Annotated in this window: 25 protein-coding genes and 1 CRISPR repeat array; of the genes, 12 read left to right on the top strand and 13 right to left on the bottom strand. The window is 50.3% G+C overall.

The window, feature by feature from the left end; all coding sequences use genetic code 11:
• Positions 1-88: helix-turn-helix domain-containing protein (locus tag H6G50_RS18045; RefSeq protein ID WP_190719289.1), on the bottom strand; the 88-nt coding region annotated here is incomplete at its 3' end.
• 201 nt (positions 89-289) lie between these two features.
• Between H6G50_RS18045 and H6G50_RS18040 the strand changes: the two genes are divergently transcribed.
• Complete coding sequence (locus tag H6G50_RS18040; RefSeq protein ID WP_190719277.1) at positions 290-535, top strand: hypothetical protein; 246 nt, start codon at positions 290-292, stop codon at positions 533-535.
• A 6-nt stretch (positions 536-541) separates the two neighbouring features.
• Here the strand turns inward: H6G50_RS18040 and H6G50_RS18035 are convergent, their stop codons facing one another.
• From H6G50_RS18035 to H6G50_RS18010, 6 genes are all read right to left on the bottom strand, one after another.
• Positions 542-874, bottom strand: coding sequence for a DUF6464 family protein (locus tag H6G50_RS18035; protein ID WP_190719276.1), 333 nt, complete (start codon positions 872-874; stop codon positions 542-544).
• 250 nt (positions 875-1124) lie between these two features.
• The gene (gene speD, locus H6G50_RS18030) at positions 1125-1538 is read right to left on the bottom strand and encodes an adenosylmethionine decarboxylase (RefSeq protein WP_190719275.1); all 414 of its coding nucleotides are present in this window, start codon (positions 1536-1538) and stop codon (positions 1125-1127) included.
• Positions 1539-1602: 64 nt separating this feature from the next.
• Positions 1603-2091, bottom strand: coding sequence for a thioesterase family protein (locus tag H6G50_RS18025; protein ID WP_190719274.1), 489 nt, complete (start codon positions 2089-2091; stop codon positions 1603-1605).
• Between the two features lie 66 nt (positions 2092-2157).
• Entirely contained in the window at positions 2158-2967 is an 810-nt protein-coding gene (proC, locus tag H6G50_RS18020) for a pyrroline-5-carboxylate reductase (protein WP_190719273.1), read from the bottom strand.
• Positions 2968-2975: 8 nt separating this feature from the next.
• Positions 2976-3563 (bottom strand): cell division protein SepF, encoded by a 588-nt coding sequence (locus tag H6G50_RS18015; protein WP_190719286.1) that lies wholly within the window; start codon positions 3561-3563, stop codon positions 2976-2978.
• A 520-nt stretch (positions 3564-4083) separates the two neighbouring features.
• Positions 4084-4770: a YggS family pyridoxal phosphate-dependent enzyme gene (locus H6G50_RS18010; protein WP_190719272.1), complete on the bottom strand. Its 687-nt coding sequence runs from the start codon at positions 4768-4770 to the stop codon at positions 4084-4086.
• A gap of 151 nt (positions 4771-4921) precedes the next feature.
• Between H6G50_RS18010 and H6G50_RS18005 the strand changes: the two genes are divergently transcribed.
• Together H6G50_RS18005 and H6G50_RS18000 are read left to right on the top strand one after the other, a co-directional pair.
• On the top strand, positions 4922-5152 hold the full coding sequence (locus tag H6G50_RS18005) for a DNA-directed RNA polymerase subunit omega (RefSeq protein WP_190719271.1): 231 nt from the start codon (positions 4922-4924) through the stop codon (positions 5150-5152).
• A 35-nt stretch (positions 5153-5187) separates the two neighbouring features.
• Positions 5188-5838: a hypothetical protein gene (locus H6G50_RS18000; RefSeq protein WP_190719270.1), complete on the top strand. Its 651-nt coding sequence runs from the start codon at positions 5188-5190 to the stop codon at positions 5836-5838.
• 54 nt (positions 5839-5892) lie between these two features.
• Here H6G50_RS18000 and H6G50_RS17995 read toward each other — a convergent pair whose 3' ends face one another.
• Positions 5893-8253 carry an ATP-dependent helicase gene (locus H6G50_RS17995; protein ID WP_190719269.1) on the bottom strand — a complete coding sequence of 787 codons (2361 nt, stop codon included), beginning with the start codon at positions 8251-8253 and terminating at the stop codon, positions 5893-5895.
• A 281-nt stretch (positions 8254-8534) separates the two neighbouring features.
• Here H6G50_RS17995 and H6G50_RS17990 point away from each other — a divergent pair, with 281 nt between their 5' ends.
• From H6G50_RS17990 to H6G50_RS17970, 5 genes are all read left to right on the top strand, one after another.
• On the top strand, positions 8535-10319 hold the full coding sequence (locus tag H6G50_RS17990; RefSeq protein WP_190719268.1) for a glycosyltransferase family 39 protein: 1785 nt from the start codon (positions 8535-8537) through the stop codon (positions 10317-10319).
• 258 nt (positions 10320-10577) lie between these two features.
• Positions 10578-11516 (top strand): response regulator, encoded by a 939-nt coding sequence (locus tag H6G50_RS17985; RefSeq protein WP_190719267.1) that lies wholly within the window; start codon positions 10578-10580, stop codon positions 11514-11516.
• A gap of 40 nt (positions 11517-11556) precedes the next feature.
• On the top strand, positions 11557-12276 hold the full coding sequence (gene ubiE / locus H6G50_RS17980) for a bifunctional demethylmenaquinone methyltransferase/2-methoxy-6-polyprenyl-1,4-benzoquinol methylase UbiE (protein WP_190719266.1): 720 nt from the start codon (positions 11557-11559) through the stop codon (positions 12274-12276).
• 190 nt (positions 12277-12466) lie between these two features.
• Entirely contained in the window at positions 12467-13696 is a 1230-nt protein-coding gene (locus H6G50_RS17975; RefSeq protein WP_190719265.1) for a DUF445 family protein, read from the top strand.
• A 251-nt stretch (positions 13697-13947) separates the two neighbouring features.
• Positions 13948-15381: a pentapeptide repeat-containing protein gene (locus H6G50_RS17970; protein ID WP_199303186.1), complete on the top strand. Its 1434-nt coding sequence runs from the start codon at positions 13948-13950 to the stop codon at positions 15379-15381.
• 134 nt (positions 15382-15515) lie between these two features.
• On the opposite strand, the gene H6G50_RS17965 is transcribed toward H6G50_RS17970, so the two are convergent.
• A complete protein-coding gene (locus tag H6G50_RS17965) occupies positions 15516-16364 on the bottom strand; it encodes a thiazole synthase (RefSeq protein WP_190719262.1) in 849 nt (282 codons plus the stop codon).
• A 248-nt stretch (positions 16365-16612) separates the two neighbouring features.
• Here H6G50_RS17965 and H6G50_RS17960 point away from each other — a divergent pair, with 248 nt between their 5' ends.
• A complete protein-coding gene (locus tag H6G50_RS17960) occupies positions 16613-17206 on the top strand; it encodes a DUF3172 domain-containing protein (protein WP_190719259.1) in 594 nt (197 codons plus the stop codon).
• Between the two features lie 81 nt (positions 17207-17287).
• Here H6G50_RS17960 and H6G50_RS17955 read toward each other — a convergent pair whose 3' ends face one another.
• From H6G50_RS17955 to H6G50_RS17945, 3 genes are all read right to left on the bottom strand, one after another.
• The gene (locus H6G50_RS17955; protein WP_190719256.1) at positions 17288-17887 is read right to left on the bottom strand and encodes a TerD family protein; all 600 of its coding nucleotides are present in this window, start codon (positions 17885-17887) and stop codon (positions 17288-17290) included.
• Positions 17888-18114: 227 nt separating this feature from the next.
• Positions 18115-18729, bottom strand: a complete 615-nt coding sequence (locus H6G50_RS17950; RefSeq protein ID WP_190719253.1) for a Uma2 family endonuclease — start codon at positions 18727-18729, stop codon at positions 18115-18117.
• A 157-nt stretch (positions 18730-18886) separates the two neighbouring features.
• Entirely contained in the window at positions 18887-19462 is a 576-nt protein-coding gene (locus tag H6G50_RS17945; RefSeq protein WP_190719250.1) for a TerD family protein, read from the bottom strand.
• 31 nt (positions 19463-19493) lie between these two features.
• Here H6G50_RS17945 and lpxD point away from each other — a divergent pair, with 31 nt between their 5' ends.
• Complete coding sequence (gene lpxD, locus H6G50_RS17940; protein ID WP_190719247.1) at positions 19494-20537, top strand: UDP-3-O-(3-hydroxymyristoyl)glucosamine N-acyltransferase; 1044 nt, start codon at positions 19494-19496, stop codon at positions 20535-20537.
• Between the two features lie 356 nt (positions 20538-20893).
• The gene (locus H6G50_RS17935; RefSeq protein ID WP_190719244.1) at positions 20894-22075 is read left to right on the top strand and encodes an RtcB family protein; all 1182 of its coding nucleotides are present in this window, start codon (positions 20894-20896) and stop codon (positions 22073-22075) included.
• Positions 22076-22605: 530 nt separating this feature from the next.
• Positions 22606-23079: a CRISPR direct-repeat array (repeat unit 37 nt; unit sequence GTTCTCCACTCGCTGGAGAAACCTATTGAATGGAAAC).
• Between the two features lie 115 nt (positions 23080-23194).
• Here H6G50_RS17935 and H6G50_RS17930 read toward each other — a convergent pair.
• Positions 23195-25426: a PBP1A family penicillin-binding protein gene (locus H6G50_RS17930; RefSeq protein ID WP_190719283.1), complete on the bottom strand. Its 2232-nt coding sequence runs from the start codon at positions 25424-25426 to the stop codon at positions 23195-23197.
• Positions 25427-25874: 448 nt separating this feature from the next.
• Between H6G50_RS17930 and H6G50_RS17925 the strand changes: the two genes are divergently transcribed.
• On the top strand, positions 25875-26618 hold the full coding sequence (locus H6G50_RS17925; RefSeq protein WP_190719242.1) for a THxN family PEP-CTERM protein: 744 nt from the start codon (positions 25875-25877) through the stop codon (positions 26616-26618).
• Positions 26619-26651: the final 33 nt, after the last annotated feature.

The following is a 26651-nucleotide window of genomic DNA, read 5'->3' as shown; positions in this document are numbered from 1 at the left end:
AGACGAGCCGTACACAGCCCATTGTCCGTCGCAAGAGTGATTCTTGCTCGGTGGTAGGATAGAAACGGTAGCGATAGGCTTTATCCATCCTCACATTATAGCGTCAGTTCTGTGATGGCGTTAAACTTTTAAGATAAAGCCGTCCTAGATGGTTGCTGAGACTTCGGCGTGAGCGCTCAGTCGAACGCTTGTCGAAGTAAGGACAGGGTTTCTACCCAATTTTTCGATGAATTTGCTACTGTTGATTGGCTGTAATCTTCAAAAACGATTGTTGAGAGCGTAGAGCGCGATGAAAGAGAAATTTTTGAACGGCTTAAATAAGTTGTTGGTTTTTAATGTTTTTTTTGTTTTATTTGCCTTTGCTTGGTTTGCGATCGCGCTACTCGGTCAAGCTGCCCATGTTAACTTGGGTTTCGATTTGTGGTACAGACTTTGGGAACCCGTTTTTACGCCTGCTATCGGTCTTTTGATGGGCGGTGCAATTCTAAGCGGTATTATTTCCTGGGTTAGCAAGCGCTTGCAACCCAAAGGATAAAATAAATTACGATCGCCTTTTGGGGTTGCGATCGCCCGCCGTGCGATATTTCTGTTGGTAGTGGATGCAGCCCTCGCAAGGTCCGTCCGGATTAACCGCACAGCGAACGTAAGGAGAACGAGCATTGTAGCGACAACTCAAATCTCCAATAAAATAGTCGTGAAGCTCGGAGATTTCCTCGCTTAAACTCGGCAGGCTGTGCAATTGCGAACGATAGGAACTCATCGTATCGATTCGCCTCAGTCGCGCTTGCCACCTCCGCTTGATTCGGCGTAAAACAACCAGAGAAATCAGCAGGGGCATCAGCGCTAATGCAAAGATTAAAACCAAAGACAACACCGTTCTCCTCTGTCAAACTGCTAACTTTAAGCGAGCTAACTTAAGCATCGCGGTTTCGGAGTGTCGGTCGGCAGACAATTTTACCGACGGAAATATTCTGCTCGGGAAAGCTCTTAATTCCGTGCAGAAGGCTCGACAGAGGAAGGGCGGATTTAACTTCAGAAGCAGAAACAACCTTCAAGATCGGAGCTTCTGAAACCGCCCTACTTCAAAGAAAGCGATTGAAGGAGTTAGGCTTGCGAAATTTGAGTTAACGAATCGCAACTTGTTTTGCGATCCCGTTGAATTCCTCCAAGTCGCCTTCGAGTTCGGGAGTCGGGGCAGGAAAACCTCGCTCGGTCTCTCGCATCGTCATCTGCTTCGCTTGCAGCGCAGTTTGAAGCAGTTTCATCGCTTCTTTTGGTTTCCCGCGACCGCAGAAAAACAAATCGGCAGCAAAGTAACCGTACTCGGGCCAGGTATGAATGGCAATGTGAGACTCAGCCAGGGTAGCGGTTGCCGTAACGCCGTGGGGACTGAACTGGTGAACGCACAAGTCAATCAGGGTAGCCTCTCCGGCATCAATGGCATCAAGAATCGCGCGGCGGATGCGTTCGGGGTCATTGAGCAACTCTCCCGGAGCTTGCCACGCATCGACGACCAGATGGGTTCCCATTTGTTTCATTCTTATCGACACTCCGATTCGAGAAGGTTAAGACACTTAATATAACATATGAATCGGATTGGGATTAAGTTGGGGTTCGTCCTAATTTGACCAGAACCTCCTGCATTACAGGCGGCAACTTGCGCAAAATCTTACCTTTCTCGCGATCGACCGTTACTAAGGTCACTCTAGCCGTTACATACAGTTGGCGATGTTCCGGACATTCAATTCGATAGTCCCAAAAAATCCGCACGCCATCCATCCCGTTCGTGCGCGCTTTAACAATCGCCTGCATTCCTAAGCGCAGCGGTTGATGGTAGCGAACGGAAAGTTCGACAACGGGAAGATCGCAACCGAGTTCCACCAAGTCGGCAAAATTAATGCCGATCGAACGCAAACATTCGACGCGCGCTTCTTCCATCCAAGCAATATAAGAACCGTGCCAGACGAGACCGGCGTAATCGGTATGATGGGGCTGAACGCGGATGGGATATTCAAACCAGTTTTCGCTTTCTGCCCGACGAGTGGGTTGATGGGCTAGAGCAGTTGTAGGAGGGAGTTGAGGGTCAGTCATTCGTCCTCAGCAAACAGCAATTCAGTGATAGCATTCCAACTTTACCGAAAAATGAAGCCTCAAGCCTCAACTGCGTCCGAGTTCTCGCGATCGCTCGTAAGCTTTATCAACGGCAGAAATGAGCGCCGAGCGCAATCCACCTTTTTCGAGTTCCGCTACGCCCGCGATCGTGGTTCCGCCGGGACTGGTAACGCGATCTTTCAGTTCTGCCGGATGCCAGCCGCTTTCTTGCAGCAGTTTCGCCGTTCCCAGAACGGTTTGCAGGGCGAGTTGGGACGCAATCCCTCGAGGCAAGCCCGCTTTTACGCCACCATCGGCGAGGGCTTCGATCGCGATCGCCACAAACGCCGGCCCCGATCCCGATAGTCCCGTTACCGCATCCATTAACGATTCCGGCACTTCCACGACTTGACCGACGGCGCTAAAAATTTCTTTCGCTTGCTGGATTTGAGCGGGGGTTGTTTCGGCGCTAGACGCGATCGCGGTCATTCCTTCCCCTACCGTTAAAGGAAGATTTGGCATCGCTCGAACCATCGCCGCCTTGCCCAATGCTTCCCGCAAACGACCCAGCGAGACTCCCGCTAAAATCGAGAGCAGTAGCGCCCCTGGTTTCAATCCTCCTTTTGCGGCAAGATCGACGGCTACGAGTTCTAAGACTTGGGGTTTAACGGCAAGCAGCACGATATCCGAAGCGGCTGCCTCGCTGTTATCTGCCGTCACCCCCACCCCATACCGCTGCTGCAAAAATTCGCGCCGCTCTGCCGACGGTTCGCTCACGAGAACCGATTCGGGCGCGCAGAAATTGGCAGCAATCAAGCGAGATAAAAGGGCTTCCCCCATTACCCCGCCGCCGATCGAGCCGAACCGAACGCTCACGTTTTCCTCTACTGCGCTAAACGAGCGTCTTCGCGAGTCCAAACTTGCGCTTGTCCGACTGTGGGACGGGGCGCAACTGGAACTTGAGGGACTTCGTGAATTGTGCCAGCTTGCGTCGTGACTTGAACGCAACTCGGCGTGAATAGGAAGATGCTTTCCCCGATTCGCTCTTGATGGCCGTCGATGGCGTAAGTTCCCCCAGCTACGAAGTCTACAGCGCGCTGAGCTTCGTCGGGATCGATAATCGTTAGGTTGAGTACGACCGATTTGCGTTCCCGCAGGGCTTGAATCACTTGCGGCATTTCTTCAAAAGAGCGAGGTTCAAAAACCACGACTTCCGACAAACCGGCTGCCGCTCCCGGCATTCCGATAACATTATTTCGAGGGGCTGCTGCTGTCATATCTGTTGCTGGATTTACCATTGTGCGATCGCGATTTCTACGACGAGGATTGCGATCCTCTTCGGGAGGGGCGGTTGGAATTTCCTGCAAATTGTTCGGATATTCGTTGACCTCCGCCTCATCTTCGTAATACTCGTAATCCTCAGTCTCATTCAGACTGACGAAATCTCTCAACTTTGTAAAAATGTTCACAATTCACCCTTCCTCAACATGGTGTTGGACATAGGCAACTAGCTTGACCCAAGAATTAACTCAGTTGGGCTTCGAGTTGGGTTTAAACTCGATGCTGCCGGAGTGGGGAATTCGACGAATCGCATCACTCTGGTGCAACAGTGTTTACTTTACCTCGCTTCTACCCCAATCGAAACTGAATTGATGTAGAAGTTTACCATATTGTGAAGTACCCCAATCCGCTTCGCAACCGATTAGGGCTTCGCGTCTCACTCGCCGTTCCCTCTTTGTACGAGGACAATTCGGTCTTACACAGCGTCTCTCGGTTTGCACCGTTTATCTCCATCATGGTGGAGAACCCGCGCAGCCGCCCTGCTTCCCAAGGCAGTTAGATTTATTTAATTGCTATATTACTGCCAAATTTTTCGATCCGCTATAGCCGCGCTAATTTTTTCTCTGTTGGCAGTAAATTAGGATGAAAAGAGGGTGCGATCGGGGAAGGTCGACGGTTAGGGAGTCGGCAATCGAGCGTAATTCTTGAGTTTTAATTCTCTCTGTCGCCGAACAAAATGCGCCCCAAACGAACCATTGTTGCCCCCGCTTGCACGGCGAGGGGGTAATCGTCGGACATTCCCATTGAATACTCTTGGATGTTTAAATTGGGATAATTTTCGTCATTGATGCGATCGCCGAGGGTACGGACGGATTGAAACGCCGACAGCATTTCCGAGGGGGAAAGTTCTAAGGGTAAAATCGCCATCAATCCGCAAAGGTCGAGATTGCGACAGTTGTTTAAATCGGGTAAATCGGCGAATAATTCCGGAACGCTCCAGCCGTATTTCTGAGGGTCGGGCAAGACTTTCACTTGCACGCATATCTGAGGGATTTTGTCAAGACCCTCAGCAAGGCGATCCAAGCGTTGAGCCAGCTTCAAGCTATCGCAAGTGTGAATCCACGGGAAATGTTCTAAAACTTTTTGGGCTTTATTGCTTTGTAAGTGGCCGATAAAATGCCAGCAAATGTCGGGGCAGTCTTGGAGTTGTTCTTGCTTGGGGAGGGCTTCTTGCAAGCGACTTTCAGCAAAATCCCGCTGTCCGGCAGCATAAGCAGCGCGTATCGCTTCAACCGAAACCTGCTTGGTGACGGCAATTAAACGAACGTTGGCGGGCAATTGCGCGCGGACTCGAACCAGACGTTGGGCGATCGAACTTAGAGAGGGAGAGATAGTCATGAAAATCAACTCAATGTGCTGCCGAGATCTGCACTCCAGCACTGTCCCGCAGGACAACGTTTGTATGGATTAATGCTACACTTAATTTTCATACCAAGGGCTACAAATCCCTAAAAAAACGAGTCTCTAATCTTTAAAGAATATTAAATTCATGGCGAGCAAACGTCCTGCTTTTGACTCCTCTCAAATTATGGCTCACGCCGATCGCTTGATTGGTGCAGCATCCAATCGCTACCGCATCACCGTCCAAGTTGCCAATCGAGCCAAGCGCCGCCGCTACGAAGATTTTGAGATCAACGACGATCCAATGATGAAACCCGTCATTCGCGCGGTGATTGAAATGTCAGACGAAATTACGCAACCCGAAATCATTGGCGATTAACTTGCGATCGCAACGTCACCCGAAACGAAGTCCTTATGAGTGCTAATTCCCGCCGCACGCCCCCCAGCCACCCTCCTATCGATCGCAATTTCACCCCTGACTCGTCCTTTCTCCGGATGGGGGCAGCATTGGTACTCGGACTGCTCTTAGCATTGGGAGGTGGGCTACTCCATCGCCTCCCATTAACTGAACCCGCGATCGCGCAGTTTATCCAACCCGAACAATTCGCGCCGTCCCTCTATCAACGCTTGCCCGAATTGCCCCGAGAAAATCAGTATATCAGTCGCGAAACTGGAGAAATCGACCCGAACAACTCGCTCGCAACTCGTTTGATTCGCTATCACCTCTACATCAAAACTCGCTCTCCCCAATACCGCTTCGATTGGAAAATTACGCTAGCTGACTATTTAGGGATTAACGATCCGATGCGCGCCGATCTCTATCCGGGTTCGACTACCCTGCAACAAAATCCGATGGATAAAGATATTGCCGTCGTTCGCAGTTTCAACCGCAAGCAACGCGAACAATTAATCGACGCACTGGTGGCAATTTTTAAACCCACTCCCCAGCCCAACTCAACTCCTCAACCGGCTGCAACGCCTTCTGCGCCCATCCAACCCAACCCGAGCAACTATAAGCCCCCCACTCTGCCTCAACCGGGTGCTGCGGATCTTTTAAAACCTTAAGTAGGGACGTTGTATACAACGTCCCGACAGAGATTTCGGCATACAACGTCCCGACTAATTCGCGGCGGGAAACTTCTGGAGCAACGCAGGAATAACCGGACAGGGGATTTTTCCCTGCAAGTTTCCGCCCGGTTGCCACCCGCCCCAACTAAAGGGTGCTTGGCGAGCGGCAGACATCCACAGCAAGCGTTTAGCGCGCGTCATGGCGACGTACAGCAGGCGGTATTCTTCGGCTTTTTTGAGCTTGCAGGCTTGTTCCCAAGCTTCGAGGGGTTGCGGCAATTGGGCGGCATCGCTGTAGCCTTCGAGGTATTGTTGGTGCAGGGCAGTACGAATTTGGGCACGGGCGACTTCGGCGAGGGTGAAGTCGCCGAGGAATTTGGCGGCGTTGGGAATCCAGGGTTTGCCGGGAATTAGATCTTCGTGGAGGAAGGGCAGGAAGACGCAATCCCAATCGAGTCCTTTGGCTTTGTGCATGGTGATGATGGTGAGTTGCCCGGGGCGCGAATAGCGATCGTCGCTGTCTTCTTCTACGCCTTCAAAACGTTCTGAGGTGACGATTTCTTCGAGTGCTTCCAGGATGGCTTTGAGGGAGTGTTGGCGGTTGAGTTGGTGCGCGATGCGATCGCCGAGTTTTTGGACGGTGGCGAGTTCGGAACCCTGGTATTGTAAGGTCATGCCCAGGAAGGAAATTAAGTGGTAAGGCGGCAGTTCTAGGCGCGCGCGCAGGAGGTTGCGACAGTAGCGACTGGCGCGGGCGGCGGCGGGTTTTTGGGGGGAATCGAGGATTCCGGGATAGAGGAATTGTTCGGGTTGGGTGGCGAGGAGGTTGAGATCTTGGGCGGGGATGCGTTGGCGTGCTTCGAGGACTTCGAGGGCGCTTTTGAGCGCGTCGGGGGAGTGGGGGCGATCGAGGAAGTGTAGCAGTTTGAGGATTTCTTCGGGAATTTGCGAGTGGCGTTCGAGTTCGCCGACTTCGTAGAGGCGGATTTTATGTTCGCGTTGCAGGGGGGCGAGTTGTTCGGCGAGGAAGCGTCCTTGGCGGTTTTCGCGCACGAGGATGGCGCTGCTGTAGTCTTTGTTATCTTGATAGAGTTGCAGGATGCGATCGCGCATCAGTTCGACGGTGTGGTAAATGTCGTTGGGAATGCGGATTTCTAAGCCATTACCGATGCGATCGGGGTTGCCTTGTGCGTCTCCGGGGGCTACGGGGGCAATATCTTGCAACCGAAAGGGCGTTGCTGGAGTTGCATCCACCTTAAAATTAACATTTTGAACTTTGAATTCTTCCTGCCATTTTTCGTTCGTCCAGCGCAGCATGAAGTTCGCCGCATCGATGATAATTTGGGCGCTGCGTCCGGCTTGATTCATGGTGGCGAGGGCATTTTCTGCTTGGGTGCGATCGCAAAATTGATTGAAGTAAATCGGATCGGCGGGCGTAAATGTTGAGTTAATCGCTTGATTGGGATCTCCCACTCGCACTAAATTAATCTTCTCCCCCTCTCCCCCTCTCCCCCTCTCCCCCTCTCCATCTGCTGCCAAAATTTCTAATAACCGACTTTGCAGGGGCGTTGAGTCTTGGGCTTCGTCTTCAAATACTGCGAAGATTTGGTTCTGCCACAGTCGGCGAATATGGGGGTTATCGAGGACGCGCAAGGCTGCCAGAATCATGTCGTCGTAGTCGATGAAGTTGCGCGCTTTCATCAGGCGTTCGGATTCTTCGTACAATCCGGCTGCGATCGCGAGAATATTGTATTCGTCGCGCGCATTCTCGCTGATGCGCCATAAGTCTTCGGGCAAAATCCCGGAACTTTTGGCTTCGCGTATGACGGCGTTGGCGAGTCCGGGTAAAATTTCGGTTCGCAGGGCAGATTGTCGCCGCAGTCGTTCCGTTTCTTCTCCGTCAAAATTGCTGCCTTCGAGTAAGATTTTGTAGCGCGAGGGATAAGTCGCAATCCATCGATCTACGGCGGTTTTTAGCAGTCGATGGCCTTGGTTGGGTGCGATTAGGGTGCTACTCTCGAGGTTGAGGCGGGATAAGTCGGGATGGCGGGAGGCAATGTTCAGGGCTAAGCCGTGCAGGGTATGAACGACGAAGCCACCAGCGGGCAGTTGCAGTTGGCGCAGGCGATCGCGGATTTTGCTTTTGATGCTGGCGGCTGCCGAACGGGTGAAGGTGACGACAATGAGTTGCCGTTTGGGATGCAGTCGGTTGCGCGCGATCGCGATTGCTGCTGCGATCGCCATACCGTGAGATTTACCGGAACCGGGAACGGCGGAGACGGCGAGTTCCCCACCCTGCCAATCGGCTAAACTTTGTTGTCCGGGGCGCAATTCTTCGCGCATCTTTTGCAATTCGGGTTCGCGATCCCGCTGGGAACTGGTATTTGTGCTGCTAGCTGTCTCTAAAGACATAATCTAATTGATAATTGATAATGGACAATTGACAATTGATAACGAATAATATTAGTAATTGATAACGAACAACGAACGATTTTGAATGAGTGAATTACGGGTGTTTTTGAGAAAGGGCTAGACTTTTTTCGGAGGTTAGGATATGATGTTTTTATAATGGAAATCTGCGCAATAATTTTGAAAACGTCAATATTCCCATTATAAGAATATAATAGCAAAAATCAAGGCGAAATGGTGTTAAAATCTCAATAATTTTTGCAACCTTAAAGCCCAACCGCCTTATGAGCGTTCGCTACTCTCTCAACAAACTTATCAGTCGAAGCAGCGCTCCTAAAAATAACCGCTGGCTCGTTGTAATTGGAATTTTAGCAATGGGTTTAGCGCTGCGGTGGGCGCGATTGGCAACGAAACCCCTATGGGCGGATGAAATTTTTACCGCAATTTTCAGCTTGGGGCAAAGCATGGAAGAAATTCCCACCGGGCAGTTTATTCCCCTCGATCGCCTAACGGCAATTTTCCAGCTAAAGCCCGAAACAAACTGCGCCGAAATCGCCCATCACTTAGCGACGCAATCGACGCATCCGCCCCTATTTTTTTGCGCCATGCACCAGTGGCTGACGTGGCTAGAACCCTTCAATCTGCCGCTAGCCTGGAAATTGCGCGCCCTACCCGCCATCTGGGGAACTGCTGCGATCGCAGCCATTTACCTCCTCAACCGTCAAGCCTTCTCCCCGCGCGCCGGATTGTTCGGGGCTGCCTTTGCCGCCGTCTCTCCCTTTGGCATCTACCAATCCCAAGAAGCGCGTCACTACACCCTACCCATTCTCCTCATCGCTCTATCTTTAATTTTCCTGCTGGAAATGCAAAAAAGCCATCAGTCGGCGCTGAGGCGGTATGGGATGGCTTTAGGATGGGCAGCAACCCACACCCTTAGCCTGTACGTTCACTACTTTTGCGCGATCGCGTTTATCGCTCAAATTCTGACTCTGGTTATCTGCGGGTTGCGCATTAGCAAGAAGCAGGAGAACGGGGAAGACAGACTACCAATTACGAATTACGAATTACGAACTACGAATTACAAAATCTGGCAACTTCTTCCTTTCAGCCTGCTGCCGCCGCTATTGTACCTTCCCTGGCTGCCCGTCGCGATCGCGCACTTCAGCAGCCCCAAATCCGACTGGTTGCCGAAACCGCAACACATCGTTCCGCTGCTGCAAACGGTCATGGCAATGCTCTTAACGATTGTTGCCCCACCTGTAGAAAGCCAGCCCCTTGCCATTGTTATTCCCGCGATCGCCTTCACGCTGCTGTTTCTCGGCTGGTTTCTGCCTCGAGCCTATCGAGGCTTCAAACTCCTACTCGCCGCCCCCGATACCCGCGACAATGCCTTCACCCTCGCCTGCTTCATTGCCCTCGTACTGCTCCAACTGCTCGCGATCGTCTACCTATTGGGCAAAGATATCACCATTGCCCCCCGCTATCACTTCATTTACTATCCCGCCTTCTGCGCCCTTCTCGCCGCCAGCGTCACAGCAATCCAAAATTCAACAGCACCAGAGGCGGAGAAATCTCCTCGCAGTCCAGAGCGCTTGAAGTTTTCCATTGTCCACAATCGATTGTCAATTATCCTCCTCACCGTCAGCTTTCTCAGTTCGCTCTTCGTTATCTTCAACCTCGCCTTCCAAAAACCGTATCATCCTCTTCCCGTAGCAAAAACGCTCGATAAACCTTCCGGCTCAGTCGCGATCGCAATGGGATATAGCGATAATCAAGAAATAGCAATCGGATTGAGCTATGCTTTAGCGTTAAAGGAGATTGGCCAAAAATCTCCACCCGCGAACTGGCTGTTTCTCGATTCCAGTCAGGGATACGAGCGCGTTTGGGCGTTATTATCAGAACAGTCAGTTGCACCGGACTTTCTCTGGGTTTTTGCTCCCGGACTGATAGAAGCTCAATATCCCCCATCCCTCGAAGTGGGGGAAAAAATACGGTGTACTCAGCAATCGGGTGAATCTTATCGAGTCGGAATTCCTTATCAACTTTACCGCTGTCCTTCAGCCCAATGAGGCACGAGGAGTGCAGGCGAGCAAGCTTAAGCTAAAGTTAGGAAATACGAAAATGGCAACCTTAATAATTAGGATAGTGAACCACCTAAAGTCATGAAGCGCCTCGAGTGCAGACCTCTAAACATGGATACGATCGAGAATCCTTGAAATGACAGAAATTAGACTGAGGTAGCAAAAAGGGTAGGCGGCGGTTTCGGTGTTTGTATTCAATCAAACTTAGACGATTGATGTTGCCCCAAGTGATGATTGTGAGTGATTATGAATGATACCCTCAAGAACGCGATACGGCAGTTGAAGATGATAGAACGACGGAAAAAACCCAAAATGCTGGTTGTGGATGACGAACCGGATAATCTCGATTTACTGTATCGGACTTTTAGACGAGACTTCCGTGTTTTGAAAGCCGATAGTGGGGTTGAAGCCTTAGAAGTTCTCGCTCAAGAAGGCGAAGTCGCCGTAATCATCTCCGATCAGCGGATGCCCGAGATGAAGGGAACCGAATTTCTCAGTCAAACCGTTCCTCAGTTTCCCGATACCGTTCGGATTATTCTGACGGGGTTCACGGATGTTGAGGATCTCGTCGATGCGATTAACTCCGGCCAAGTTTATAAATATATAACGAAACCTTGGGATCCGAGCGAACTCAAGACTGTGGTCGATCGCGCCGCCGAAACCTACGATCTCCTCAAACAGCGCAGTGAAGACTTAGAACGGGCAAACCAACAGACAGATTTAACCACCGCCATCTTAGAGATCGCCCAAACCTACGATACCCTTGAAGCTTGTTTAGAACCGCTAGCCGTAGCTGCGGGTAAGCGATTTGGGGCGGATGGTTGCGTCCTGCAACTTCTCGAAGAAGAAGCGCCAACGGGAGCGAAAGGGATTTACGCGGTGGCAGAAACGCCGCCTGTGGCGCTCGAGAGCGATCCTCTGGCCAAAATCGCGATCGCCACCTCCGAAGCCCAAATGTGGATGAACTCCAGTGCGACTCCCATACCCGAGGGTGCAGCAGAGGCGTACCAAGCGGCAAATTTACACGCCCATCTCCTCTTTCCCATCTGCTTCCAAAATCAACTGTTAGCCTTGCTGTCCCTGCAATGGCAGCAGCCGACGGAAATCGAACAAAACGATTTAAAATTAATGGGTCTGTGTGCGCGGCAACTCGGCTTAACGCTTGCCTTAGCCCGCTCGCGCTGATACCTCGATATAAATTATCCATTCAAAACTTTAACAACTCTTGACGGCTAACGTTTCTCCTCAATCCGAAGACATTCAAGCACTCTTTAACCGCATCGCGCCCGTTTACGATCGCCTCAATCAGGAATTAAGTTGGGGATTGCACCGCATTTGGAAGCAGATGGCTGCGAACTGGGCGGAACCGCAACCGGGAGATCGCGGGCTAGATTTATGCTGCGGTAGCGGCGATCTTGCCCTCCTCCTAGCGCGACGAGTCGGTAAAACCGGGAAAGTCATCGGTGTAGACTTTTCCGCCCAACAACTCGCGATCGCGCGCCAAAACGCCGCCCGATGCTTCCCCACCCCTCCCGTCGAATGGGTAGAAAGCGATGTCTTGAGCCTTCCCTTTGACAGCAACAGCTTCGACTGCGCGACGATGGGCTACGGGCTGCGCAACGTTGTCGATATTCCTCGCTGTCTGAGCGAACTGCACCGCGTCCTCAATCCCGGCGCGCGCGCTGCCATTCTCGACTTTCACCACCCCGAAAATCCCGTCCTGCAAACCTTCCAACAGTGGTATCTCGATAGCGTCGTCGTTCCTACCGCCCAACGCTACCAACTCCGGGAAGAATACGCTTATATCGCTCCGAGTTTAGACCGTTTTGTTAAAGGCAGCGAGCAAGAAAAGCTCGCCCGGACGGTCGGATTCGCCCGCGCTACACACTACCCGATTGCCGGTGGGATGATGGGGGTTTTAGTGTTGGAAAAAAGTGAAAATTGACCGCAAATTAAAAAGCTAAATTTTGAGCCTTGCCACGAAAGAATAAGCCTTTCAGGCTCCCTCCCCTTCCCATTGACGATAGAACTCAAAGTTTCCTTGTAGCAGCAAGACCTTCTCAAGTGCTAACTTTTTGATAAGGGGCAGTAACCCCTTTAGCCCTGTCGCCCTCGCCCCCTGTCAACTGAAAACCTTGGACTGGTCTACCCTCTGGCTCATTGCCGTTCCTCCCCTCGCTGGCGCAATCATTGGTTATTTCACCAACGATATCGCCATTAAAATGCTTTTTCGACCGTACAAAGCGGTTTATTTTGGCAAACGCCAGCTTCCCTTCACGCCGGGATTGATTCCCCGCAATCAAAACCGCCTTGCCAAACGTATTTCCGATACGATTATGGGTTCCCTGCTTACGCCGGGAGAACTGCAAAAATTGACGCGACGGTTGTTGCAGCCGGAACGAGTACGGGGCGCGCTTTTGTGGCTCCTGCAACTCGCGATCGCTCAGTTGGAAGGCGAGAAGCAGCAGCGAACTGCAAAAATCCTCGCCGAAATTTTACGAGACCTTTTTGCAGAATCTTTGCCGCGCCTCCTCAAAGTTTGGGCGCGGCAAGAAAACTTTCTCGAAGCGCAAATCGACCAAGTTTTCGATCGCGTCTTGCTCGATTTTCAACTCACCGACTTGCAAGCCCGCAAACTCTCCGATTGGCTGCTCGAAGTCGTCCTGCCGCCGGACAAACTGCGCCAAGCCATCATCGATTTTCTCACCGATCGCAATATTCAAATTATCGACGAAGGGTTTCGCGAAAAAAGCAGCGGTACTTACTGGGTTGTCGCCAATCTCTTTGGCTTGCGCAACACCTTAACCCGCTTGCGTAGCTTTTGTTTAGACGAAAAAGAAGTGAGCAATGCTCGCCTGCAAGAGCTAATTTTATTATTAGAAATCCGCGATCGCTTGCGACTTTGGTTGCAAAGCCTCTCCTTGCAAAACCTCCCCGTTTCTACCGTTCGCCAACTTCGCCAAACCATTCGCGACACCGCGCGCAACTACCTCAAAGAAAGCGGCGCTCGCGTCTTGCAAGAAGTCGGTCAATCCGTCGATTGGGATAAAATCGCTGCCATTTTAGTCGGTCGCCTGCGTAACTCCGCCGCCCTCTCAAATTCCCTAGAAATTGCCAGCGAAGAACTTTCCCTCGTCCTCGAGCGCTACCTCGAACAAGAACTTGAAAATCTCGTCGCTCGAGTCATTCCCATCCTGTCCCTCGATACCGTCATTACCGAAAGAGTTATAGCAACTTCTCCCGAAGACCTAGAGAACGCTATTCAAGGCATTGTTAAGAGCGAACTCCAAGCCATTGTTAATTTAGGCGGAATTTTAGGGTTTATCGTCGGTATTGTGCAAGCCGTTATTCTTTTGTTCAATTAAAATTAGAGATTGCACGAGCAACTCTACTGAGAACATACGGGGCTTAAACCTGTCAAAATTGAAGAGGTGGATGTGCAGAAAAAGAGGCTTCGCCTCAAGGGAGCAATTAATTTGTACGAACGTTGTCCATTATTAATTATCTATTGTCAATTATTCACCCCGTCTCCCCGTCACCTTTTGACGCACTCGGCATTGGATGCCATAATGCTTTGAAGTTCCGCAGTCCTCGCACAAGTAATCCTCGAATCCGAATGAACGCTGGCGACTTATTCAACCGTTTAGACTTCAGCAATCAAAGTCTCCGAGGCGCGAACTTAGCCGGAGCCGAGCTAAAAGGGGCCAATCTCCGAAACGTCGATCTTCAAGGCGCAAATCTTCAGAATGCCGTTCTCTTATACGCCGAAGCGATCGAGGCTGACTTTAGTTCGGCGAACTTACAAGCGGCGCTGATAGCCAAAGCTTTTCTCAACCTCGCAAATCTAAGCAAGACGAACTTGCGAGGCAGCGATCTGAGTGCGAGCCGACTGGTAGGTGCAGAACTCACCGAAGCCGACCTCCAAGAAGCCACACTCATTGAAACCAATCTCGTTGGGGCGAACCTGTCGCGAGCGAATTTGTCGCGCGCGAATCTCAGCGGGGCAGACCTCCGGGGCGCGCTCCTCGAAGGGGCAACCTTAGTCAAAATGCTCTACAGCCATCGGACTCTGTTTGACGAAGGGCTGGATTTGACGAAATGGGGAGCCTGCCTGCTCGCGCCGCGTGCTTCATTGCGCGGTTTCAATCTCAAGGGGGCGAACCTCAGCAACGCCGATTTAAGAAATGCCGATTTGCGGGAAGCCAATCTCAGCCGCACGCTCTTAAGCGGGACGAACTTAGAACGAGCCAACCTCACCCGAACCAACCTCACCGATGCTAACCTCGCCGACGCTAATATCGCCGATGCGATTTTTGAAACCGCAACTTATAGCCGTAAAACGCGCTTCCCTGAAAACTTCAATCCTCAGTTAGCCGGAGCCTACTTGATTGCTGCGGAAGCAAGCCTTGCGGGAGTGAATTTGAGCAGTTGCGATTTAGCTGGGGTGGATCTCCACGGTGCGAACCTCAGTCGCGCTAATTTAAGTGAGGTGGATTTTAGCGGCGGCGATTTGAGTGCGGCAAATTTACGGCGCGCGCTACTGAACGAAGCGAATTGCGAGCAGAGTGATTTGAGGAATACCGACTTTACTGAAGCGAAGTTGCAGGATTGCAATTTAAGTGCGGCAGACTTGCGCAATGCGGATCTCAGCCGCGCCGACCTGACGGGGGCGGTGTTGAAAGGGGTGGATTTGCGAGGGGCAGACCTGACGGGGGCTAATCTTTTACAAGCGGATTTGAGCTTCGCGGATTTGCGCGATGCGGATTTAACTAAGGCGAATTTGCAGGGTGCGAATCTCGATGGGGCAAATTTGAGAAAGTCAGAATTGGTTCATGTGAATTTGGAGGCGGCAAACCTTACGGACGCTGACTTAAGCGAGTCTATTTTATTTCGGGTTAATTTACGAGGGGCGAACTTAAAGGGTGCGGATTTGCGAGGTGCTGAATTGAAGGGTGCGGTGTTAATGGATGCTTATTTGAGTGAGACCGAGATGAAGGACGCGATTGTCAGCGATCCGTTGCTAGAACTGCCCGCTGCTTCCGACTCTTAACTCCTACCCGATACAAATTACCCAGAAATCCCGGCTTTACTTTCGTAGTTCGTAGTTCGTAATTCGTAATTCGTAATTCGTAATTCCCCCACTCATCATTCATTATTCACCCTTCATCATTCATAACTCATAACTCATAATTCCTTACTCACCCTTCCGGTCAAAGGAGAACTTGCACTGGCGTAAGTCTTAACGGGGATGCGTCCGGAGAGGTAGGCTAAGCGCCCTGCTTCTGCGGCTAAGCCCATTGCTTTTGCCATTGCGATCGGGTTGTGGGCGAGCGCGATCGCGCTATTAATCAGTAGCGCGTCTGCGCCCATTTCCATCGCTTCTGCGGCTTCGCTCGGCGTACCGATCCCCGCATCGACGACTACCGGAACCCGAGCTTCTTCGACGATAATCTGGATGTTGGCGGCGTTTTTGATGCCCTGTCCCGAACCAATCGGAGAACCAAGAGGCATTACCGTTACGCAGCCCGCTTCCTCCAATCGCTTGGCAAGCAGCGGATCGGCATTGATATAGGGCAGAACGGCAAATCCTTCTTTAACTAACTGTTCTGCGGCTTCCAAAGTGCCGATGGGATCGGGGAGTAAATATTTAGGATCGGGAATAACTTCTAATTTGACAAAATTGTTCTCTTCCTGGCCGAGGAGTTTTGCCATTTCTCTCCCCAAACGGGCGACGCGAACCGCTTCTTCTGCGGTTTGGCAACCGGCGGTATTGGGAAGCATCCAAATCTTTGTCCAATCTAAGGCTTCGGCAAGCCCTTCGTGTCCTGGTGCTTTGGTTTGGACGCGACGCACGGCGACGGTAACGATTTCGCAGCCGCTCGCCGCTATACTTTGCTGCATCAGGTCGATATTGGCATATTTGCCCGTTCCTGTCATCAGGCGCGAGCGAAAAGTACGTCCGGCAATAATGAGGGGTTTATCGGCGGTTGCAAGGTGGGTGGAGTCGGGAGAAAACGTAGGGAGAACAGGCATGGCGGGCAACGATCTTTAAAAAGCTATACAAGAAATACGATAGACAGCGTTGGGGGACTTGGAGGGGAAATCTCCCAGATTCTTTAATTTTAGATAGGGTCGAACGTTAATTTACGCCGTCGGGAGAGAGATTTTTTTGGGCGTTTGGCTGGCTCCCTCGAAATTAGAGTAGCGCGATCGCGGCGGAAGTTGCTACCGATTTTGCAATCTGAAGGCATACTAAAAGAAAGAGATCGTTACTAGACCCGATGAAACGAAGACCTCCCGCATCCTACGACCGTTCTTACGATACCGATTACGATCGCGATCGCGCTTACGAGCGTCCCTCGTCGCGTTCTACTCCCGCCTCCAAAGGTTCGTTTTTCAATATGAACTACGGAACGCTGGCTTTGTTGGGGGGAGTCTTGATCTTGGGGATCGCGCTCGGAATTATTTTAAGCCTCAATAACAACAACGATCCCAAAAACGTTACCTCCAGTATTGTTATCGATCGCAGCGCGCCCAATCCAGAGTTTTGTCAACAATACGGTGCTAGCGCGATCGTGACCGATATGCGCGTTTTTGTCACGCTTAATCCTTTTAAAGTCTTCGTTACGCAACCGAAAATGAAGCCGGGATGCGTTTTGCGCACCAATAACTGGGGTCTCCTCGAAAATCAAAAACTCGTCAGTCACGAGCAGGTTGCCGATTGTAAAAACCGGATGAATACCTTTGGCTTTACGGGTTCCCTCGACAGCCAATCGCCGGATATTTCTTGTATTTATCCGAACGACGAAGCGGGTAATTTGTTCGTGAATAAACCCGGTGCAGTAGAACCCGCCAAAGGAACGGAGAATTTCTAGCTTTAACGTCAATCCTTCCGGGCAAAAAGCCTTCTACTTTTTACCCGGAAGGACTCATCATTTACTCAAACCGAGCCGATCTCAGCTATAAGGTCTGACAATTTCTTCTAATCCATTCGCCCGAATGCCCTCACCAATTGCTGCCATTTTCCAATCCCCATTTTGGCGATAGATCTCTGCCATAATCATTCCCGTTCTTCCCTCATACTCGCGCCCCGATAAATTATAGCGAGCAATTTCTTTATTATTCGCAAGATCGACCAAACGAACAAAGGCATTATTCACCTGCCCGAAATCTTGACCCCGCGACACGCACTGATAAATATTGACCACAATTACTAATTTGTTAATGGTTCCGGGAACGGCGGGCAGATCGATCAGAATCTCTTCATCATCTCCTTCACCTGCTCCCGTTAAGTTATCGCCCAAATGAGTAATTGCGCCGGAACTATGACGTAAATTTCCAAAATAGATAACATCTTTGTTATTGGAAAGTTTTTCATTAGCATTCAAACAAATCACCGAGGAGTCGAGATCGAAGTTACTGCCGCCGCCGCCAAATATCCCCAAAAAGCCACCTTGCTTGGCAACATCCCATCCTAAACCGCACATTAATCGCGTCAAACCCGGTGCTTCTTTTGCTAAAGAAATTCGCTGTCCTTTTTGTAGATTAATTGCCATTTTTCTTCCTCCAAGCTTTGTGCTTATTTTCTTTTAAACCTGCGCTCTGCTGTAAAAGTTACGCAAGCCGCTCTATGATCGAGCTTCAAGCTAGAGAACCATAATTTCGGGAATAGTCCCCTCAAACTTCATTTAAATTTAAAATTAAGCTCGATAACACGCCCTCAATCGAGAATGATTGGAAATTTTTGCACGCCGTCCGGGTGATTTTTGCGGGAGCGCGCCCCCTATAATTCTCCCCAAATCCGCGTTAAGTTTAAAATAAATCCCGGTAAAATCGCTTCTGCTGATACTTCAGTTGGATTTTCGAGGATTTCGACCTCTCGATTTGGGGAATAAATTTCTACTTGTCGGGAAAAGGGGTCGATTAACCAACCCAATCTTGCCCCATTTTCAAGATATTCTTGCATTTTCGCTTGCAGTGTCGATCGCGAGTCGGAACGAGAGCGCAATTCAACCACAAAATCGGGACAAGTTTCGGCAAATGTTCCTTTTTGTTCGGTTGTTAAAGCCTGCCAACGTTCGGCACTCACCCAAGAAGCATCGGGCGAACGAATTGCACCATTAGGAAGGCGAAATCCAGTGGAGGAATCGAAAACTTTCCCTGGTTCGCCACTTTCTTCCCACCAAACACATAATCGAGTCGAAAGTCTGACATTACTTTCCCCTGTTTCCCATCCTGTTGGAGGACTCACAATTAATTCTCCTTCTGCCGTTCTTTCCAATCTTAAATCGCGATTTAATACGGTTAATTCCTCAAATTGCTTCTCGGTAACATAAAAGTTTATTCCGGTTGAAACGATTAAGGGAAGGGTTTCGAGTTTGACGGGTGCTTGTACCATCTTGCCCTCACAGACTAGGAAAAAGTAGGGGCATAGCAGTGCTACGCCCTCTCTCCGTTATAACACAATAGCAGTTTCCAGAGGTTTTTCGTAATTCGTAAGAATTCAATCGAGGGATAAGGCGCTGAATTACGAATTACGAATTACGAATTACGAATTAATTATATCGGTCTAGGAGTGCTTGCAATCCGCCTTGATATCCCGCACCAACAGCATTCATTCGCCATTCGCCATCTTTACGGTAAAGTTCTGCCATAATTAAGGCGGTTTCAATTGAATAATCTTCAACTAAATCGTAACGCAACACTTCTTTCTTGCTTTCCACATCGACTAAGCGCACGAAGGCGTTGTGAACTTGTCCGAAGTTTTGCCCGCGCCTTTCTGCTTCGTGAATGGTGACGACAAAAACGATTTTTTCAACGTCTGCGGGAACTTTTCGCAAATCGACAATAACCGCTTCGTCGTCGCCTTCGCCCGCTCCGGTGAGATTGTCTCCCATATGTCTGACAGATTGGTCGGGATCGGGACTGGTTAGGTTATTGTAAAAAATGAAGTGTTGGTCGGATAAAATCTTTTCATTGGCTCCGAGCAGGAAAACGGAACTATCGAGATCGAAATCGTGTCCCGTATCTGTTGCTTTTACGTCCCATCCCAACCCGACGAAGGCTGCTTTTAATCCGGGGGCAACTTTTTCTAGTGAAACTCGTTGTCCTTTTTGTAATGAAATACCCATTGTTGCAAACCTAATGCGATCGATATCGACAATGCAATTTAGCGAACTTGTCAAAAATTTGTCTGATTCAACAGTGAAAGGCTCTAGCCTCACTGCTTATCCCGATCTTAACCCTAAAGTTACGGGGGTTGCATCGGTGGAGGAGGCAACTTTGGGAACGATCGCGTATATTGAGGGGGGAAAGTATGCGGCGATGCTGGAGACGACGGGAGCGAGTGCGTTAATTCTACCTTGCGATGAGCGTTTGCAGCAGGCAGCGATCGCGCGCGGAATTCCCTGGATTGCTGCTTCAGATCCTAAATACCTCTTTGCGAGCGCTGTCAAGCTCTTTTATCAGCCCTACCGCCCACAACCAGGGATTCATCCTACCGCGATTATCGATCCGACGGCGATGATTGGCGAGAATTGCGCGATCGGGGCGCGCGTTTTTATCGATGCGAATGTTAAGATTGGCAACGATGTTTGTATTTTAGCCAACGTTGTGATATATCCCGATGTGGAAATCGGCGATCGCACCCTCCTTCATGCTAACTGCACCATCCACGAACGCACCCGCATCGGAGCCGATTGCATCATTCAAAGCAGCGCCGTGATTGGGGCGGAAGGATTCGGGTTCGTTCCCACTTCTAAAGGTTGGATCAAAATGGAGCAGTCGGGGATTACCGTATTAGAAGATGGGGTAGAAGTGGGCTGCGGTAGCGCTGTCGATCGCCCGCCGGTAGGAGAAACGCGCATCGGACGCAATACCAAAATCGATAACCTCGTGCAAATCGGGCATGGCTGCCGCGTCGGAGCGGGGTGTATGATGTCGGCGCAGGTTGGATTGGCAGGACGTGCGAAAATTGGCGATCGCGTCATTCTTGCCGGACAAGCCGGGGTTGGTAACGATATTAGCATTGGCGACGGCGCGATCGCGTCGGCAAAATCTGGGGTGATGCGCGATGTTCCCCCCGGACAAACCGTTTCCGGCTTCCCCGCGATCGCGCATCGGCTCTGGAGTAAAATTTCTGTACTACAATTGCGCCTGCCAGAAATCGATCGCGCCATCAAAAAAATCGAGAAGTCGAGGGAGTGAAGAGGACGAACTTAAGCACTTATGCAAAATAAATTACCTGTTCTAGATCGCTGAAACTCTTGATTTACAAAGGTTCTGGCGTAGAGTGATGTGTAAATAAATTTGCTTAGGTGCTTAAAAAGCGACATCTTTATTATAAGCCACAACAAACATCAACGTAGAGGCGTTAAATTTAACGTCTCTACCCTCATCTCCAAAATTATTGCCCGTTTGAGACCTAATTTTAGCTTTCAACGCTTAAACCCTCAAAACCCAGTTTATTGAAGAAACCGAGTTTTGAGTTTACAATTATAATTCAGTCATGCTACACTAAAACAAATTCTTCGCATCCTGCCCATAAACCCTCCGCTAAAATCATGGCTTACGAAAAACTCCCCGTTTCTACTGCCAAACCCGTTCTTTCTTGGGCGGGACATCCCCTCGGTTCCGAAGAAATTCAGATGGCGAAAAACGTCGCCTCTCTGCCCTTCGTCTTCAAGCACGTCGCCCTCATGCCCGACGTACACCTCGGTAAAGGGGCGCTTGTCGGTTCCGTCGTTGCCACGAAAGATGCCTTAATTCCGGCTGCGGTTGGAGTCGATATCGGTTGCGGCATGATGGCAGTAAAAACGCCTTATAACGCCCAAAAACTCGACGACAAACTGAAAAAAATTCGTCTCGATCTCGAGGCAGTTATTCCCGTCGGTTTCAACGAAAACAAAGAAGTTGAAAAAAAAGCCGGTAACTGGCAAGGGTGGGCGGACTTCAAAGAACTGCATCGCGGCGTACAAGACTTAAAAGGCAAAGCCATGAAACAAATGGGTTCCCTCGGCGGCGGAAACCATTTCATCGAAGTTTGCCTCGATACCGAAGAGAACGTTTGGTTAATGCTGCACTCCGGTTCGCGCAATATCGGCAACGTCCTCGCCCAGTGCCACATCAGCACCGCTAAAGAACTCGCGAAAATGATGCAAACTTATCTTCCCGACCCCGATTTAGCCTACTTTGTCGCCGCTTCGCCCAATTTCCACGCTTATTGGCACGATTTGCAATGGGCGCAAGACTACGCCCGCTTCAATCGCAACGTGATGATGGCGCGCTTCCAGAAAGTGGTTGAAAAACACCTGGCGGGCGGCAAACCAATGAAACCCTTACTGGAGGTGAACTGCCACCACAACTACGCCGAAAAAGAAGTGCATTTCGGCGAAGATGTCTACGTGACGCGCAAAGGCGCAGTGCGAGCGCAGGAAAATGATTACGGCATTATTCCCGGCTCGATGGGAACGAAATCTTACATCGTTAAAGGGAAAGGTAACTTAGAAAGTTACTGTTCGTGCAGCCACGGAGCGGGACGAAAAATGTCTCGCGCTAAAGCGAAACGAGAGTTTACTTTAGACGATTTGCTCGAACAAACCAACGGCGTAGAATGTCGTAAAGATTACGGCATTATCGATGAAATTCCCGGCGCTTATAAGTCAATTGATGAAGTAATGCAGCAGCAATCGGATTTAGTCGAAGTTGTGGCAACTTTGAAGCAAGTCGTGTGCGTTAAGGGGTAGCCTAATTGGGTTAGAAAATGGTAGTGAAAGACTTAGCCCGCCAGGAACTTAAGTTCCTGGCTAATAGCTGAAACCCGTTGAAACGGGTTGGAGACATCTGAATTTCCGAGTCATCTTTAGATGACTTAAGTTATTAGCCTTGGGTTTGAACCCAAGGCGGCTAGGTGAGAGGGGGATTAAGCTTAAGTTGACACCAATTAGCACGACTTTGACAAGGTTAAAACTGGGGGTAAGATTTTTATCCGGTGTCCCCTCGTCACCCCGTCACCCCGTCACCTCGTCACCCAACTGGGGTGCGGATCGGGTGGTGTAGAAACGGGAAGTGGGAAAATTGAGGCTGTATGCGAGTCCTAGTCTGTGTTTCAAGCGTTTTATCGTTGATGCCGATCCGCACCGTGGCTCTGGGTAAGGGTTTGAGGCGATTTTGGGGGGTGAATTATTGACAAGCCAGAGGCTGAAATGATATTTTTGAGGCGATCGGCGAAATCGACCCTTGAAAAGCAAACGCAGCAAGGGTTCTGGAGCCGGCAGTTCTCCACTCGCTGGAGAAACCTATTGAATGGAAACCCAATCCCAATAATCGCCGCATTCGAGATGTTCGAGTTCTCCACTCGCTGGAGAAACCTATTGAATGGAAACTGTAGATAAAATCTATGAATTAATGAGATATTATGTGTTCTCCACTCGCTGGAGAAACCTATTGAATGGAAACGAGTAGCTTGGGTATTAAATAATAAGTTTTCCCCGTTCTCCACTCGCTGGAGAAACCTATTGAATGGAAACTCTTTGTATTTTAGAGACTTTAAAGCAGATTGAAAGTTCTCCACTCGCTGGAGAAACCAATTGAATGGAAACTCGTCGACACCTTGCTGGACATCGGGCGGAACCGTGCCATGTTCTCCACTCGTTGGAGAAACCTATTGAATGGAAACGTGACCGCATCATCGATGGGGTCAGCCTTAGCAGGGTTCTCCACTCGCTGGAGAAACCTAATTAAACAAAAACTTCGGTTGCAACTAATCTGAATCCAAATAGGAGATTGAAGCAACAAAGCTTCGCCAACTCCCAGGAATTCTCAAAGTTGCAACTCACCCTAATCCCGCTCGGGAATATAAACCCCTACTGCGTAATCTTGCGCATATAATCGGCCCAAATGGTAGCCGCGTTGCCGCTGCTGCCATTAGTGGCCGTATTATCGTCATTACCCAACCATACGCCGGTTACAAGATCCTGAGACGGAACGAAACCGATAAACCAAAGATCCACCCCTTTATCCGTCGTTCCCGTCTTCCCCACCGCATCGACTCCGATCGCCGCGCGACTTCCCGTTCCCCCCTGTACCACGCCTCGCATCAACGTCGTCATCGTATTCGCCGTCCCCGGGGAGATGGCTTGACGATTGGACTCCGCATCTTGCTCGAAAGTATAAATTGCACGGCAGGACTGCGGATTTTTCGGATCGGAACAGTCGCCACTGTCGAGAATGCGTTTAATTGTGTGGGGGCGATTCCATACACCATTGTTTGCGATCGCGGCATACGACCCCGTAATTTCCAGGGGGTTGACTTCACTCTCGCCAATCGCCAGTCCTAAAGTATTGCGCAACTTAGAACGAATGCCCAACTTCTGCGCCACTTGAATCACATTCTCCAACCCCGCATCCTGGGCGACGCGAATCGCTACCACGTTTTCCGATTGGGCAAAACCGCGATACATATCGATACTACCGCTGCTACGCTCGCACCCCCGATACGGACGCAAAGGGGCGCAGGAATAGGTCTTTCCCGGCGAAATCCCCTGCTCGAGGGCGGCGGCGTAGTCGAAAGCCTTAAACGTCGATCCGGGCTGCCGTTGGGCTTGTACGGCGCGGTTGAACTGGCTTTCTGCGTAGCTTTTTCCCCCCACCATTGCTAAAACTTCCCCCGTGCTGCCATCGAGGGTGACAATCGCGCCTTGACTGAAGTTTGCGCCGCCACCATCTCGGTTAATGCCATTACGCAGGGCGGTTTCAGCTTGTTTTTGCTTGGCGATATCCAGCCCGGTTTCAACAATGAAATTGCCTTCCCGGGCTAAACTCTCCCCCAAGAGGCGCTCGAGTTCGGTGAAAACGTGGCTGTAGTAGTAGGGGGCGATGGTATTAGAGAGGGCTTCCCGGGCTTTGGGACTGACTTCGATGCGCGATCGCCGCGCCCGGTTCCCTTCGTCCGTGCTAACATAGCCCAGTTGTACCATGCGAGAAATAACGCGATCGCGCAACTGCACCGCCGTCTTATAATTCTGCACGGGGTTATAAGTATTGGGAGCCGGTAAAATTGCCACTAACGTCGCCGCCTCCGAAAGCGTCAAATCCGCCGCCGACTTATCGAAATAGAAGCGCGCCGCATCCTCAAACCCATAACTACCCACGCCCAAATAAACGCGGTTTAAATAATTTTTCAGCAGTTCGTCTTTACTATAAAACGCTTCCAACTTCAGCGAAACCACCGCCTCGCGAAGCTTTCGACTGCCAGTATTCGAGCGCCCGACAAAATCTGGATACAAACTGCGCGCCAACTGCTGCGTAATCGTACTGCCCCCCTGACGAATTCCCCCGGCGCGCACGTTGGTGACAATTGCCCGCAATGTCCCCCAAGGATCGACTCCAAAATGCCAGTAAAAACGACTATCTTCCGAAGCCATCACCGCCTTGGGTAGAAAAGGCGAAAAATTCCTCAGCGTTTTCAGTTCCCGGTGCGATTCGTTGCGAAGGGCGCGCAAGGGTGTTTCTCCGTCGCGCGCGTAAACGGCGACGGGCCCCTGTACGCCAATGGGGAGGGGATTGACTGAAAATTTCGTCCATTCCAAGCCAATCGCCACTAGCACCAGTCCCGTCAGTCCGCCAATGCCGTACAGTCCGTAGCGCAACCCTTGAACCAGTACCGGCGGTGGGTTGTGGAACTGGAGGCGCACTCCTGCCGCGAGTTCCGGCGGGCCGAGGGTTAAGATATCGCCGTGGCGTAGTTCTAGGGTTTGAATCTTGCGTCGCCCGATATATACGCCGTTGGTGGAGTTTTCATCGTAGAGGATGAAGTGCTTTTGATTTTTTAAGTCGCGCTTGAGGGCGAGATGGGTTTGACTGACGACGGGGTTGCGAACCACAATGTCGTTATTTTTGGAACTGCGACCCAATTTATAGTAGTCGCCGACGAGGGGAAAAATTTCGGCTTTGGAAGCGTCCGCTTGTTGCACCCAGAGTTCGGGAACCCTAGCCCCGGGTTTGAGGGCTAAAGCCGAGTTCAGTTTTGCCTGAATGGTTTGGACGGCTTGGGTGAAAACTTGACTGACTTGGGTTTTAGGCGGTTTGTTGCTCATGGGTTGCGATCGCGCGGACGGATACCTCATTACATATCTTAAGCAACAGACTTCCCATTTTCCGATCGCACCGCCGGATTTTGCTGCAATCATCCAAGGTTAAGGGCGCGTCCCCCCAGCAAAACCGTCTCCGTTCTTTACCGCTTCTTCACAAAACCCGGATTGAAATGAAGCATCTGTAAAGATTATGTGAAGATTCCATGAAGACTATCCGAGAGTCTACCGATTCTTCAAAGCATTTGCTTTACTGAGAGTATTAAGTCAGGAATTCTTAACGATTCGAGTCCTGAAACGAAGACAGTTTATTTAACGATCTTAATATCGTGTTTAGTTTCTACGCGCATCAACCTTGATGCTTGCAATTACATCAATTGCATTTACAACCGTTTCAGCGACTCCAAGCCAATTTATCGAACACAGTCCTTACAAGTCGTAAGTAGGTCTAGTCATGAAACTCAACTCTGCAATTACAAACACTTTATCAGTCGTCGCAGTTAGTACCGTTGTCGGTATCTCTGCAACACCAGCTTTAAGTGCGGATTTCAGTATTAGCGGTTCTTCGGGAATTTGGAGCAATGTTATTGGTGGCTCGAATATTACGCTCAACCAATTAGTCGGCAGTGAAAACCAAGTTCGCTGGGGAACGCCCGTCAATAATGAAAACAGCGGACTGGGATTTACTGGAGTAGGAGCGAGCAGTTTTAATATCGGTCAACTTTTTAAAGTTGGAGATTTGCGTCATTTCAACAATCCAACCACGGGTACGGCAGTCACTGGTGTCGATCTCGGTGTTACTTTAAATTTCACAAATCCCGGCGGATTGAGTAAAATCTTTAACTTCACCTTTGGGGTTAACGAAACGCCTAATAGTGCCTCTCAATGTCCTGGGGATGCGGTTCCTTGTGACGATATTATTAGCTTCCCGAACGTTCTGCCTTCAGAAGCGTTTGAATATTTAGGGAATCAATATACGTTAGAGTTGGTTAAGTTTGCAGACGCGATCGACGCAGCGGGAACGAATGAATTTATTTCCCAAGAAGGCGGCACGAACTCAACTTCGCTGTTCGCTCGCATGACGAAAGTTGTTCCTCCTAAAGACGTTCCCGAACCGGCTTCTGTTATGAGTTTGTTGGCGTTGGGTGCTTTGGGGGCGGGCTACGGAACGCGCCGCAAGTCAAAGGTCAGGGATTAATTGATGTGGGGGCGAATGGCCATTCGCCCCTAC

Source organism: Oscillatoria sp. FACHB-1406 (assembly GCF_014698145.1).
In the GTDB taxonomy this organism is placed as follows: Bacteria; Cyanobacteriota; Cyanobacteriia; order Cyanobacteriales; family Spirulinaceae; genus FACHB-1406.
Note: the sequence above shows the minus strand (reverse complement) of the source record. Positions and strands in the feature narration are given on the sequence as shown.